This is a genomic window from Mucilaginibacter sp. R-33 (assembly GCF_049949235.1).
GTDB lineage: Bacteria > Bacteroidota > Bacteroidia > Sphingobacteriales > Sphingobacteriaceae > Mucilaginibacter.
Window position 1 is genome coordinate 4975996 of the sequence record NZ_CP188089.1, and the last position, 14392, is coordinate 4990387.

The window sequence follows — 14392 nt, forward strand, 5'->3', positions numbered from 1 at the left end:
CCCATAACTAAATGATTTAAGTACAATTCCTTTTGGCATAAATAAATACTGTACATTTATTTATGCCAAAAGATGAGGTTACCGATCTACTTTTCTTTATGAGAACCTTCCCTTCCGAAGTGCGGGAGCGCGCTTTATGGCTGCGCGATTTTATATGGGACTTGTACCCGCAGGCCAATGAACTTATTTACGATAATTATAATGCATTGGCCGTGGGCTGGTCGCCTACCGAAAAAATGAGCCATATATTTTGCTCGTTTGCCGTATACCGGGGCATTAATTACAACACCCATTTTGGTTTTTATTGGGGCGCCGAGCTTTCTGATCCGCAAAAATTACTTATTGGTGAAGGCAAGCAGTATCGCTATTTGCTGGTGAACGATATTGAAGCTTTTCCGCAGCAGGGAATAAGAAAGTTGGTAGACGAAGCCTGGCAAAATTCGCTGGCAAAAGTTAAAGATGCCAAACAGCTAACCCAGGGTAAAACCATTGTAAAAATGGTATCTGATAATAAGAGAGAGAAGAAACTTAAAGTCCCTAAGAAGTAACCCACTTAAAGTTACAAATCTGTGAAGGCTTTACAGGTCATAATATTCCTGGCTCTTATGTCTAAAAGTCTCGATTTTCTTCCCGCGCTCATCCCCTAAATACCTGCACTCATGTACTTTATCTTTTAACTATATAATAGTTTTTGTTGCTTTGATAATAATTCGGCAGCAAGCAAATTGAAACAACAGGTAACTATATCACTTTATTGGAAATGTCAGCTCATTGGCTGGTCGGTTGCGGCGCTTTACTGGGGATATACCGGCTACAATCAGCCGGGCTTTAACTGGTGGTTAAGCATTCTTCAATTTACTACCGATGTTGCAGTTTATATTACCATAACCCACCTTTACCATCGCTTCGCTGTAAAATTGGGCTGGCAAAACCTCGGATTAAACAAATTATTACCCAGGTTAGTACCCGCAGTCGTCGTATTGGGGTTGGTTTACCTGTTTGTAACTGTTTCAAAGGTTTACCTTTTCAGAGTGTGGTTTAAACCGGGCTTCTCGGAAGCGTTCGGTGATTTTTTTGATTTCTACCGGGATAGCATTTTCGTGGCCGGGGTACGGTTAATGTCCATCTGGCTACTGGCTTACCACATGTACCATTACTCAAAACGCGAGATCAGCATTGCCAGAGAAAATGCCCGGCTGGCGGTTATTACGCGCGATGCGCAGCTTAACAGCCTTTCGGCACAACTTAACCCGCATTTCTTATTCAACTCTTTAAATAACATTAAAGCTTTGGTTATTGATGATCCCAAATCGGCAAGACGGGCAATCGACCTGCTGGCCGATCTGCTGCGGAACTCCCTTTACAGCGGCGACAAACAAATGATCTCCATAAAAGAAGAGCTGGAACTTGTTAAAGATTACCTCGAACTGGAAAAACTCCGGCTTGAAGAGCGGCTACAGTATCACATTGAAGCGGGCGATGAGTATCATAGTATGCTTATTCCCCGCTTGTGTATTCAAACGCTTGTTGAAAATGCTATAAAGCATGGCATCAGTCAGCAAAAACAAGGTGGGCTCATTCGGGTACAACTTATTAATGATCATGACAATTTGATAGTATCCGTAAGTAATCCCGGCCGGTTAAATCCGACGGACGATAGCAGCGGGCTTGGCCTTAAAAACCTAACTGAGCGTTTGCGATTACAATACAAAGACTTTGCCCATTTTACCATCAGCGAAACAAATGGCATAGTAACGGCAACCATTAAAATTCCTGTTTCATGAAAAAGATAATGGTCTTGATTGTTGATGATGAACGCGCTGCCAGAAATGAAATACGGCGACTGTTGGCCAATTATCCAGACTTTGAAATTGCAGGAGAAGCCGCCAATGCCGATGATGCTCTGAAAATAATAAATGACCAAATACCCGACCTCCTTTTCTTAGACATCCAGATGCCCGAAAAATCAGGCTTTGACTTACTGGAATCGTTAGAGAAGGCACCACCGGTGATATTTACAACGGCTTATGACCAATATGCGGTTAAAGCTTTCGAAGTAAGTGCGCTTGATTACCTTGTAAAACCTATCCGCGATGAAAGATTTGAAAAAGCCATAGCGCAGTCAAGGCAGCGCCTGGGTAAAACAGACCCTGCCGGACAGATCTTTGTGAAAGACCGTCAGCAATATCATTTCATTCAGTGGAGCTCTGTACACCTTATTGAATCGATGGATAATTATGCAAGGATCTTTTTGGGCGATAAAACGGTGTTCCTGAAAAGCTCTCTTAACCAGTTGGAAGATAAATTGACCAGCAATATCTTTTTCAGGATCAATCGTGCGCAAATTGTTAACAGGCAATACATCCAAACCATAACAACGGTGGATGGCCGTTTAAAAATAACGCTTAGTACAGGTGCTCAACTGGAGGTTTCCGAACGACAGTCTGGCAAATTCAGGCAATGGATAGCAAGTAAGTAAATCAACCAACACATAAATAAACAATAAAAAATGATGAGAAAATTATTCTCCCCGCTATTGCTATGCTTTGTTTTTGGCAGCATGGCATCGGCACAAAGCAAAAAAGCTACGGGATCTTACCTTCAGGATAGCGTATTGCTAAAAACACGTGACGGCGCATTTGTTACCGTGATGGTGGCCCGCAAAAAAGGCGTAACCGAAAAGCTGCCAGCTATTTTCCAGTTTACCATTTATGCCCGACGAACAGATTCATTAAAAATTCAGGAAGCTGCAGACAGGGGTTATGTTGGTGTGTTTGCCTATACCCGCGGCAAATGGAACAGTCCCGGTGAGCCGCTGGCTTATGAAACCGACGGCCGCGATGCATACGATGTGATCGACTGGATCAGCAAACAACCCTGGAGCGATGGCCGGGTTGGCATGTACGGCGGAAGCTATAACGGCTTTACACAATGGGCTGCTACAAAGAAGCTTCACCCGGCGCTTAAAACCATTGTACCATCGGCCGCGGTAGCACCGGGGCTTGACGTACCCATGACCAATAATGTGCAAATGAGCTTCGTTTTTTCGTGGACTTATTACACCAGCAACAATAAATTCCTGGATGAAAAAGATTACAACAGTCCGCAATGGAACCAGTTGTACTGGAAATGGTATAATGCAGGCTTAGCTTATCATACCCTTGATAGCCTTACCGGCCGCGGAGTTAACCACATGTTCAAGCACTGGGTAGCACACCCCACTTATGATCAATACTGGCAGGATATGATCCCTTATAAAAAAGAATTTGCAGATATCAACATACCCGTGTTAACAACTACCGGCTACTACGATGGCGGGCAAATTGGCGGCATGTATTACTATCGCGAACATCTTAAATATAATCATAACGCCAACCACTATGTCATCATCGGCCCCTACGGGCATTTCGGTTCACAAGGGCATCCCGATTCGGTTTTTAATGGTTACCGCATTGATGATGCGGCGCGGATCAATATTCACGAAATTATTTACCAGTGGTTTGATTATATCTTCAAAAACAAACCCAAACCTGCTATCCTGAAGAATAAATTCAACTTTGAAGTTATGAGCAGCAACGGGTGGAAACATGTGCCTTCATTAAAGCAAATGAGTAATGATACCCTGAAGTTTTATTTGGATAACTCCCGGTTAAATCCGGTTAAGCCATTGAAGAAGCACTTCACCTCACAACGTGTAGATTTTGCCAACCGGGATAGTATCAGCAGTTATTATTTTTTAAATCAGCTTATTTACGACACGCTGAATACCGGCAGCAGCCTTGTTTTTAAAAGTGATCCGCTCGAAAAGCCTTTAACTATAAGCGGAGCTTTTTCGGGCGTTTTAAAAACCATCATCAATAAAAAAGATATGGACTACCATATGGTTATGTTTGAAGAAATGCCTGATGGCAAATATTTTTATCTCACCTACTTTATGGGCCGGGCGAGTTATGCCACCAACGCCGAGAAAAGGCATTTATTAAAACCCGAACAAATGGAAAGCATTCCTTTTACCAACAGCTATATCACCAGCCGTCAATTCAGCAAAGGCAGCCGTATCGTGATCCTGCTCAATATCAACAAAAGCCCTTTTGAGCAGATCAATTACGGAACAGGAAAAAATGTAAGTGACGAAACTATCAGCGATGCTAAAGAACCACTGCAAATAAAATGGTTTAATGATAGCTACATTAATGTTCCGGTATTGAGGTGAGGAAAGACACGAGATGCCCAGGAAACAAGAGGCAGGGATGAAATATATCGTCAAGTTGTAGAATCCAGACTTACGAAGTTTCAGAAACTTCGTAAGTCTTCACACGTCAAATTTTCCAACTCACAATAATGACGATTTAGTCATGGACAAGCCTTATAACTTCTTAATCTCAATATTCCTGTACCAAACATCTGCGCCATGATCCTGCAATACGATGTGGCCGGTTTTAAAGGTGCCGAAATCGGGCCATTCTTTAAACTTACTACCTGCTACCAGTTTTTTCCAGTTATCATCCCATAGCGTAGTTGACAATACATGCTCGCCATTGATTGTAAAATCAAGCTTGCTGTTATCGCAAACTATCTCCACCTGGTTCCATTCGCCGGCAGGTTTAACTACTTCTTTTGATATGGAGATCAGATCGTACAGATCACCTGCACGGTGCTTGATGAGTTTGCCGTCTTCGTTCTCCTTGTTATCAACAACCTGGCATTCGGGGCCGGTAAAGTAGCTGTATTTATATCTAGTAGTATCTTCCTTAACATGAAACAGAATCCCGCTGTTGCCGCCTTTGGAAATTTTCCATTCCAGCTTCAGATCAAAATTTTCATATTCACCATTGCTCACCATGTCGCCGCCGTTTTTGCTTTGCCAGTCGCCTTTTTCTGAGGCATCAAGGTGTAGTATGCCATCTTTGGCTTTCCATGCTAAACCAGGTGCCGGTTTACCATATGCGTGCCAGCCATCGGTAGTTTTGCCATCAAATAATGGCTCAAATCCAAGCGCTGTACTTTCCGTTTTTTTGTTGGTATCAGCAACAACGGTGCTGTCCTTATTATAGTTTTTGGGGGTAGATGAATGGCAGCCGCTTATGGCGATGGCTGTTAGTGCTATTAAAAACAACTTGTTCATTGGTGCTATGTTTAATTAGTAAGTTTTAAATATTTCCCTTTTTAAATTCGCCCACGGCATAAGTAGCAGCGCGGGCTGTTAATGCCATATACAAAATTGAGGGGCTTTGGTTTCCGGTTGTAGTCATACAAGCGCCATCGGTAACAAATACGTTTTTACATAAGTGCAGTTGGTTCCACTGGTTAAGCAGCGATGTTTTAGGGTCTTTCCCCATGCGTACTCCTCCCATTTCGTGGATGTCCAGTCCTGGAGCCTGTTTATTTTCGTGCTTTTGAATATTGGTACAGCCGGCTTTCTCAAACATATCGGCGGTTTGGGTTAAAAAGTCCTGGATCATGCGCTCATCATTATCATCATACTCAACCGAAGTGATTAGCAGCGGGATCCCCCATTGATCTTTCTGCTCTTTACTTAAACGCACATGGTTCCTTTCCTTGGGTATGGTTTCGCCCTGCAGGTACATGTAAGCACTCCATCCGCCCGGTTCTGTAAGCGAATCTTTGTAAGCCCCTCCTACCCCGCCTTCGGCAGTTTCTTTTGGTCCCCGGTTACGGTATGCACCCATAAACGTGGTGAAGCCACCTTTATAATCGGTTTCCTGTTTGTGCAGGTTACGATAATTGGCCAGGATCAGCTCGGTTGGGTTACGGCCAAAATAATATCGATCTAAAAAACCATCTATATCGGCGGTAACCGATGCCCGGTAATTTTGAAAGGCGATGTATTTGCCCAGTAATCCATTATCATTACCAAGCCCGTTCGGGAAGCGGCCCGATGTTGAATTAAGCAAAACCAGGTTAGTATTCAATGCCGAGGCATTCATGAAAATGATACGTGCTTTATATATAAGTTCCTGTTTGGTATTGGTATCAATAACTTTTACTCCGGTAGCTTTGCCCAGTTTTTCATCATAAATAATAGAATGAACAACCGAGAACGGCCGTATGGTTAGATTACCTGTTTTTTTGGCCCATGGCAGCGTTGAACTCACTGAGCTAAAATAACCACCGAAGGGGCAACCGCGCATACACAGGTTGCGTGCCATGCATTTAACCCGGCCCTGGTCAATATGGATCTGCTTCGGCTCAGTAATATGCGCCCAGCGGGCATGTACCAGGTGCCTGTCTGGATAGTTTTCTTTTACTTTTTTGCTGATATGTTCCTGCACGGCATTCATATCAAAAGGAGGCAAAAACTCACCATCGGGCATAGCTTCAATGCCATCCTTACTGCCGCAAACACCTATAAACTTTTCTACATGTGAGTACCATGGCGCCACATCATCATAACTAATAGGCCATTCAATACCATAACCAAGCCGTGCCGGGTTTTCAAACTCATACTTGCTCCATCGCTGGCAGGCCCTTCCCCAGGTAAGCGATTTACCGCCAACCTGGTAGCCACGGATCCAATCGAAAGGTTTTTCCTGAATGTAAGGATGATCTTTATCCTTCACAAAAAAATGGGCATCGTCTTCACCATAACCGGCAGCTCGGCTTATCAACGGATTTTCGTCGAGGAAAGCTTTCGTCATAGCCCCGCGGTGTTTAAACTCCCAGGGATCCATAGTTGCGGTGGGATAATCTTTGATGTGCTGCACATTACGGCCCCGCTCCAGCACCAGGGTTTTTAAGCCCTGCTCGCAAAGCTCTTTAGCCGCCCATCCGCCGCTGATGCCCGAGCCTATTACTATGGCATCATAAGTAAACCGCTCGGCGGTATTTTTAGGTTCATCAGGCATAGCTACAATTGGTTATGGTTAATAAACTGTTTAATTGCCAATAGGTTTTATAAAGCTAAAAGCAGAAGGCTTAAAGCTATTCGCCTTTACCTTTATGTTTTCCGCCCTCGGCTTTCAACTCTTATACTGTTAAGCTCAGTTGCGCCGCCGCGGCTTCATCTAAAAACACCTGCGCATATTGTAGCGTTTTAAATATGGAAGCCGGTATATCATTAGTGACACATCCCTGCAAAGCCTGTGCTATTATAGGTGCTTTTTTACTCCCGCTGGCTATCAGCACCGGTACGGAAGCTTCGGCCAGCTGCCTTAAACCAAGCGTAATGCCTTCGGTTAAAACAGTATCCGTAGTAAAATATTTTTGAGCAACCTCAATAGTAATGGGCGCCAGGGGCGAGTGGTGGGCATACGAATGAAAATCAGCACCGGGCTCATTAAGACCGATGTGACCATTTAGCCCCACGCCAACCACCATCATATCCAGACCACCAAGTTTATCAATATGTTTGTTCATAGCCTGGCATTCGGCATCCAGATCATCAGCAACGGCATTAAAAAACTTCTTTTTGTTAGCTGAAATATTAAGCGGCGTAAAAAAATGTTTTTCGAGGAAGTAGGTACAGCTGCCATCATTAGTACGGTCGAGGCCCACCCATTCATCCAGGCCAACAAAATTGGTTTGGCTAAAATTAACAAGGCCATGGTTTGCATATTGAACCAGGTAGCTAAGCAAACCGGTCGGCGAATCACCTGAAGGGAAACAAATTAGCGCATTTGGCTTTTGGTTAACCAGGGTAACTACCAGGTCGGCCACCGCCTTCGACATGGTATTATAATCAGGATATGTATGTAATTTCATTTGCTATTTATTATCGAGCCAAAGATTTACCGGTTTATCAACCTTTGCCGAAAAAGGCAGCTCAATTTTTTTGCCGGCACCTGCTGATGCGTAGGCCGCGTAAATGAGCTCAAGCACCGCCCTGCCGTCTTCGCCCGTTACCAATGGTGTTTTGTTGTTTTGTACACAGTCAATAAAATGTTTTAGCTCATGCGGATAGCCCTGGTTAAAAGCCTCTTCAAAAATGGTAAAACTCCAGCCTTGTGTAGTATCCGATTTTTCCATGGCGTAACTATAGCCATCGCGGCTGTATGTTACTGCTGCATTGCCCATAAACAAATCGGCATAAATAACGCCGCTAAGGCCATGAATTTCGCAACGGTCATCCATTCCACCATGTTTCGCCCAGCTGTTTTCTGCCACGGCAGTTACCCCGTTTTCAAACTCAACAATAATTACCGAATTGTCTTCGCCTTTGGTACGACCTTTATGCAGCACCGTGCTCATGCTGGCATACACACTTTTAGGCTTGGCATTATTCAGCATCCAACGAAACCAGCCTAACGCGTGGCAGCCCATATCCATGATCACCCCACCGCCCGAAAAATTGATATCATAAAACCAATCCGAATGCGGACCCGAATGCTTTTCGCCCTGCTTCAGCATATAGATCTCGCCGACGGCGCCCTCTTTTACCAAATGCCTTGCCCGCTCATATTTGGGTGCGAAGCAAAGCTCTTCGGCATACATCAGCTTTACGTTGTTGGCCTTGCATACGGCTATCATTTCATCGGCCTCCTCAAGCGTAACGGCAAGTGGTTTTTCAATAATAACATGCTTGCCGGCTTTGGCTGCTTTGATGGTGGCTTCGGCATGCAAATAATTAGGCAGGCAGATGTCCACTACCTCGCAGCCCGATTCGGCAAGCAGTTTATCAATATCATCAAACCATTGGGCTATGTGATATTTTTCGGCAAAGGCTTTGGCTTTTTCCGGGTTGCGGGCATAGCAGGCCACCACATCAGCTTCGGGAATAAAGCGATGATATGATTCCATGTGGATATCGGTAATAAAACCGGCGCCCAGTATGGCTACTTTAGTTTTGTTCATAAAACATATATATAATAAAGCGCCGATAATTGGAACAGCGCGCAGGGTTTATCTGGTTTAGAATACCGTTCAAGATTAATGAATAATATTTAGAAATTGAAAATTTTTGGAAGATGCTTGTTGGGAGCATGTAAGAGCTGTTGTTGTATCCAAGTCACATTGGCCCGCTCAATCGCCGCAGATTGGATTTGTTCTTTTTCTTGATAAAAAGAACCAAAACCGAGCCGAGTGAGCTCATGAGCACCTATAAAACAAAATACTTCGCGAATAAATCAAGTCAGCAGATAGGCTTCTTTGCGCGCAAGGCCTTTGCCCTGCAAACCGGGCAGAACCACGGGCTGCAATTATTTTGCCCTGCCTTCACAGGCTCCCGCTCCTGCAAAAACTTGCTATGCCCTTTCCTGCGCTCTTGGCCACCATTGTTCTGCCCGCTTTCGCCCGAAGCTTACCTGCTGACAGAAGCGGTTTCAAATATGTTACGGGAATTTAACCAGAGCCTTTATAAATACCATCTCCAAGTTTAGCAACAGTTTTATTCTCCTACCCCTCCATAATGTGTTTTTTAATAAACTCGATGGTTGATTCGGGCAGGGCATTGCCGCTGGCCTGGGTAAGGCTGCCGTCGGGCTGTAACTCGAGCTCGGCATTGATGTTGTTATCAATAAAAACATGCAGCTTATTTTGCTCTTTTTCAACACGGCAGGTAAGCTCACGTTCTGAGTAGTTGATCAGGAATTCGTACTTCCCATCTTTCGCGGCCGGTGTGGTATCTTTTTGATCGATCATGGCAGTTTGTTTATTGAGATAACATACCACGATTGATGATGTTTACTTTATTGAAAAATAAAACAGTTGTTTAAACATGCTTTAAAATGAGGCAGAAAAAAAGAGATAGCCCGCCGGCTGTCTCTTTTTTAAATTTAAGTTGACTGACCTCATTATTTATCATAAAGAACTAATTGGTTAGAACGATAATAACAATTAGTCAAATATAAGCACTATAGAATTAGTAGACTAATTTTTTGGATAAAAAATGTTACTTTTTTTTCATTTTGGGTCAGTTTTTCTTAACAGATGGCGTTTTGTTAACAATACTGTCCTTTTTCTGCCCATTTCCAGGCAGTTTTGGTGCAAAATTTCTGATTATCGTATCCTTTTTAAATTTTATCGTATTATTCTTCCCAGTATCAACTTTTAGAGTACTATCCTGCATATTTTTTAATCCCGGCCCTTTCAGGCTATCAGTTTTGAGGTTTAGCCCCGGCTTAACAGTTCCGGGTTTAGCAGGGGCATTTTTTGCCGGCGATTTGGTCGATGCTGTTTTTTTACTGTGCTTTTTAATGATATCTTCTTTTGATGCTGGACGCTCTTTAGGCTTCCATAAAAAGCCTTTCAATATCTTATCGTCTTCCTTTACTTTATCAATAGGGATATACCTGTTTTCGGGCTTGGTTAAAAAGTAAATATCCGTAGCCTGGTTCTTTTTAAAAACAGTACGGATGCGGCTGCTTAATGACCGCTGCATGCCCGAAACCTTGCCGCTGTCGCGTTGAAAATATATGGTTTCGGCATTGCCAAACGTATACATCTGGTCAAGCTTATCATCCTTAAAATATCCCCGCATTTTTTTACCCGATACCTGGTTAAAATGCGTTGAATCATCCTTTTCAATATTTACGATGAAAGCCGATGGGAACAGTTCGATATTATCCAGCTTTTTATGGCGCATTTGCATATATACGGTATCCCCGCTCAGTTGTGAGCCCTGTGTCCAGATAATTGGGTTCACATACATGCGCATGGTTGAGTCGCTGTTGCTGTAAAATACCGAATCAGATTTAGCCTGCAGATCAGATTTAAAGATCTTAACGTGGTGATGGCCAATAAGCATCCGCACGCGTGCCGTATCTTTCAAATTAACCGGGTATTGTTTAAAAACCGGGTCCCGTTGCATTTGTTCACGGTATATACTATCCTGCTTTGCTTTTTTAGCGGCAGCGAGTGCGTCCTTTTTCCTTTGTAATGAATCATTTACCGGTTTAGGCTTTCCAAAAAAATCGCGGTGAAAGTAACTGGTGTCTTTAGGTACCTTTATATAATAAGTAGTAAGAAACTTCGACGATTTTTTATCAGCCGCCAGTTTACGCTGCTTCAACGTAGTATCGCGTAAAGTACGCTGGCGTTCCTGGTAAATTTTCTGGTTTTTATAGGTCATGATCTGCGTTTCGATCGTATCAGCAGTCATATATATCGAATCGCGTTTGATGTGGCTGGTATCCTTTGGCGCCACAGTTGTTTGTACGGGGACAAGCTTTCCTGCTACTTTAGCAACCCCAGGCTTAATAGCATCGGCCACCCCGGCCAGGCTGCCTATGTTTTTTATATTCGCTTTATCTTTATTGTTTTTTAATGCTGGGGCCGCCGCCTTCAGTGCCGAATCGATCAGCTTTTCGTTCCCTTTTTTGGCCTGTGTTGCCGCTTTTATCAAAGCATCGGCATTAGCATCTTTATTATTTTTTAAAGCACCCTGTACCAGCGCAGTCGCCATATCAACATTGGCACTATCCTTTTTACCTATGGTAAAAGGCTGTTTAACGGGAATAGTATTGGCCGGGGCCTTGCGGTTGCTATCAGGTTTTATAGCATTAGCAATTTTAGTAAGGTCAGTTACTTTTTTGGCCGCCGCTTTGGCATTCTTATTTGCAGCGGGTAATTGCTTAGCTGTGGTATCGGTTTTACTGGTGTCCTTTTGCTCGGAGATCAGTACCACATAAGCATTTTCGGTAACAACAGTTTTTTCTTCGGCCCTGTAATAAGTACCCAGGTCGCCTTTAATGGTTACTTTTTGTTCCTTGTCTTCGAAGGTGATGTTCTTTACCGCGCGGCCATATCCTTTTAGCTTATCGTAAAAAAGGCTGTCCCCTTTTAATGATTTGGTACCTTGCCTGTATGAGTTTTTTTTACCAAAATATGCCTGCTCGGTAACGGTGTTATACAAACCGTTCTCGGTATACAGGGTATCTTTATCCTTGGTGCCGTAAATGTTAGTTGGGCCGAAAAAATAGGCAATACGCGTACCTGTGTTATACTTAAGGGTATCGTTTTTTATCAAAGCATCGGGTGTGGTGAGCACCACATCGTACCTGAAATATGAGTCGCGGCTGAAGGCAAAATAGTAACCGTTTTTACTGGTAAGCACATTATCCTTATTCACCAGCTTTCCGCCGCCTGTATAAGTGCCTATGCGGCTGGCTGTATTATAGGTAAGATAGTTAGTGGTTAGCGTGGCATCACGGTCAACCATTTTAACGTTATCGGTGAGGATGGCTGTTTTGGTGTTGCCGTTATAGTTCAGTTTATCCGAAAATATATTCAGCGTATCGCCCTGGTTTATATTTACATTGCCAAAAGCGTCAAATGCGTTTTCGTTAGGGTAAAAGTAAGCGCTGTCTGATCGGAGGATGGAGTAATCCTGCTTAAACACACCTTTGTATACCTTAATCAGCTGTCTGCCACTGGCCGTTTTTCCGCCGGTGCTTCGTTCAGATTGTATCAGGTTTACAATTGATTTTTTTTGAGCTATAGCTGCAGTTGCCATCGCCAAAAACAAAAAGCATAAAACGTATTTCCTCACAATGGCAAAATTAGTTTTTTGTTGGGGTTATTAAATTAATAATTTTGATGAATGCTACCAGTCAATCAGTTTGTTAATTTTATTGAACAAAACAGCTTATTTACGCCATCTACCAAAATACTGGCAGCTGTAAGCGGCGGCATCGATTCGGTTTTAATGGTACACCTGCTTAAAGCCGCGGGATATGATTTCGGCATTGCCCATTGTAACTTTCAGCTGCGCGGTGATGAAGCCTTGCGCGATCAGGCTTTTTGCCGTAACCTCGCCACTACCCTCGGCGTACCTTTCCACACGGTTAATTTTGATACAGAACAATACGCCGCAGACAACAAGGTATCCATACAAATGGCAGCCCGCGATTTGCGTTATCAATGGTTTGATACCATCGGTCAGCAATCAGGTTATGAGGTTGTTGCGCTTGCTCACCACCAAAACGATACTATCGAAACAATATTGTTAAACCTTACCCGCGGCACCGGAATTGCCGGTTTGCATGGGATTTTACCTAAAAACGGCAAGTTGGTACGCCCGTTGCTATTCCTCAGCCGTACAGAAATACAGACCATTGTTACAACCGAAGGTTTAACTTTTGTGGAGGACAGCTCTAACGCATCAGCAAAATATGCCCGTAATAAGATCCGGCTTGAAGTAGTACCTAAGCTGAAGGAACTGAACCCCTCGCTGGAAAAAACATTTGAAAACAACCTGCTCCATTTCCGTGACCTGGAACTATTGCTTGAACTTAAGCTTGATGAATTAAGGCAAACGTTGCCGCAGATACATAATGACCTCACATACCTGCCCATTACCAAAGTAAAAAACCTAAACCCCAAACGGCTGCTTCTTTTTAAACTGCTGGATGAATACGGTTTTAATGAAACTACCATCGACGATCTCATTGCCTCACTTGATAAACACCCGGGCCGGGTATTTGAGTCCGGAACACATACCTTATTGCTCGACAGGGAAAATATCATTCTCAAACAAAAAACAGCGACCCACCTGTCCGAAGTTATTATCAATGCTACAGACCACGAGGCAAATTTTGGCGTTTATAAGCTTAACCTGTTGCATGATGATAGTCCGCTGATTATAAAAGATAATCCGTTCGCAGTATCCATTGATGCTGATAAGTTAGTTTATCCGTTAAAAATGCGTACCTGGCACGAGGGCGATCATTTTTTCCCTTTGGGGATGAAGGGCAAAAAAAAACTGAGCGATTTTTTTATTAATCAAAAAGTGCCGCTGCACCAAAAGGAAGAAATCCCAATCCTGATAAATGGCAATGGCGAAATTATGTGGGTTGGCGGCTATCGCCCCGACGAAAGGTATAAAGTGAGTGATAACACTAAAAAAGTTACTATCTTCGAACTGTTTAAACTAACATGAGCGATAAATCCGTTTTTACCGAAAAACAATACCTTGGCCGGGAATTTATACCGCTAACCATACGCCTGGTTTTAGCTATGTTCTGTTTTGCAGCCTACTTTTTCACCGACGAACGCGAACGCAACGGCGATTTGCTGGTTGTAGTGGGCTTTTCCATCATCATTATTTCCATTATCCTGGGATTCCTGCTGCATTTCCGTACCCGTGTAGAAAACAAAAGCGTTATGCTTGACGGTTTGTGGACAACCAAGCTGGTAAAAATAGATTTGAACAGTATTGTTAAAGCCGAAAAAGGTACCTATAGCCGTTATCTTTTTAACAATCCTGTTTATAACCTGCATACCAAAGGTACCATTCGTTTTTTTACTTCCGGCAACGAAGCTATTCATCTTACAGATCGTGACGGACTGCTTTATATCATCGGCTCCAAACACCCTAATGAGTTTTTGAGGGCTATACGGGAAGAGATGAAGAAGTAACCAGCCACCTAACACACTGATCATCAACCAGCTGATTCAGGTAAAATTACGCATTCACATTTACCATATTGAGTAAAAC

Annotated in this window: 13 protein-coding genes; 7 read left to right on the plus strand and 6 right to left on the minus strand. The window is 43.3% G+C overall.

What is annotated here, in order from left to right:
• Positions 1-98 precede the first annotated feature (98 nt).
• From ACP26M_RS20365 to ACP26M_RS20380, 4 genes are all read left to right on the plus strand, one after another.
• Positions 99-548: a hypothetical protein gene (locus ACP26M_RS20365; RefSeq protein WP_426582782.1), complete on the plus strand. Its 450-nt coding sequence runs from the start codon at positions 99-101 to the stop codon at positions 546-548.
• A gap of 177 nt (positions 549-725) precedes the next feature.
• Complete coding sequence (locus ACP26M_RS20370) at positions 726-1784, plus strand: sensor histidine kinase (RefSeq protein WP_426582784.1); 1059 nt, start codon at positions 726-728, stop codon at positions 1782-1784.
• Positions 1781-2479 (plus strand): LytR/AlgR family response regulator transcription factor, encoded by a 699-nt coding sequence (locus ACP26M_RS20375; RefSeq protein WP_426582786.1) that lies wholly within the window; start codon positions 1781-1783, stop codon positions 2477-2479. The genes ACP26M_RS20370 and ACP26M_RS20375 overlap by 4 nt, the downstream gene beginning before the upstream one ends.
• Before the next feature lie 30 nt (positions 2480-2509).
• On the plus strand, positions 2510-4213 hold the full coding sequence (locus ACP26M_RS20380) for a CocE/NonD family hydrolase (RefSeq protein WP_426582788.1): 1704 nt from the start codon (positions 2510-2512) through the stop codon (positions 4211-4213).
• Positions 4214-4366: 153 nt separating this feature from the next.
• Here the strand turns inward: ACP26M_RS20380 and ACP26M_RS20385 are convergent, their stop codons facing one another.
• From ACP26M_RS20385 to ACP26M_RS20400, 4 genes are all read right to left on the minus strand, one after another.
• Positions 4367-5125: a 3-keto-disaccharide hydrolase gene (locus tag ACP26M_RS20385; RefSeq protein WP_426582790.1), complete on the minus strand. Its 759-nt coding sequence runs from the start codon at positions 5123-5125 to the stop codon at positions 4367-4369.
• Between the two features lie 25 nt (positions 5126-5150).
• The gene (locus ACP26M_RS20390; RefSeq protein WP_426582792.1) at positions 5151-6866 is read right to left on the minus strand and encodes a GMC oxidoreductase; all 1716 of its coding nucleotides are present in this window, start codon (positions 6864-6866) and stop codon (positions 5151-5153) included.
• Positions 6867-6987: 121 nt separating this feature from the next.
• Positions 6988-7722, minus strand: a complete 735-nt coding sequence (locus ACP26M_RS20395; protein WP_426582794.1) for a glucosamine-6-phosphate deaminase — start codon at positions 7720-7722, stop codon at positions 6988-6990.
• A gap of 3 nt (positions 7723-7725) precedes the next feature.
• On the minus strand, positions 7726-8811 hold the full coding sequence (locus ACP26M_RS20400) for a Gfo/Idh/MocA family protein (protein ID WP_426582796.1): 1086 nt from the start codon (positions 8809-8811) through the stop codon (positions 7726-7728).
• Between the two features lie 236 nt (positions 8812-9047).
• Between ACP26M_RS20400 and ACP26M_RS20405 the strand changes: the two genes are divergently transcribed.
• On the plus strand, positions 9048-9335 hold the full coding sequence (locus tag ACP26M_RS20405; RefSeq protein WP_426582798.1) for a hypothetical protein: 288 nt from the start codon (positions 9048-9050) through the stop codon (positions 9333-9335).
• A gap of 16 nt (positions 9336-9351) precedes the next feature.
• Here ACP26M_RS20405 and ACP26M_RS20410 read toward each other — a convergent pair whose 3' ends face one another.
• Both ACP26M_RS20410 and ACP26M_RS20415 read right to left on the minus strand, forming a co-directional pair.
• On the minus strand, positions 9352-9597 hold the full coding sequence (locus ACP26M_RS20410) for a hypothetical protein (RefSeq protein ID WP_091216455.1): 246 nt from the start codon (positions 9595-9597) through the stop codon (positions 9352-9354).
• Between the two features lie 271 nt (positions 9598-9868).
• Positions 9869-12445 carry an OstA-like protein gene (locus ACP26M_RS20415; protein WP_426582800.1) on the minus strand — a complete coding sequence of 859 codons (2577 nt, stop codon included), beginning with the start codon at positions 12443-12445 and terminating at the stop codon, positions 9869-9871.
• Between the two features lie 51 nt (positions 12446-12496).
• Here ACP26M_RS20415 and tilS point away from each other — a divergent pair, with 51 nt between their 5' ends.
• Positions 12497-13834 carry a tRNA lysidine(34) synthetase TilS gene (tilS, locus tag ACP26M_RS20420; protein WP_426582802.1) on the plus strand — a complete coding sequence of 446 codons (1338 nt, stop codon included), beginning with the start codon at positions 12497-12499 and terminating at the stop codon, positions 13832-13834.
• Positions 13831-14313: a hypothetical protein gene (locus ACP26M_RS20425; protein WP_426582804.1), complete on the plus strand. Its 483-nt coding sequence runs from the start codon at positions 13831-13833 to the stop codon at positions 14311-14313. Before tilS ends, ACP26M_RS20425 begins: the two co-directional genes overlap by 4 nt.
• The last annotated feature ends 79 nt before the right edge of the window (positions 14314-14392 follow it).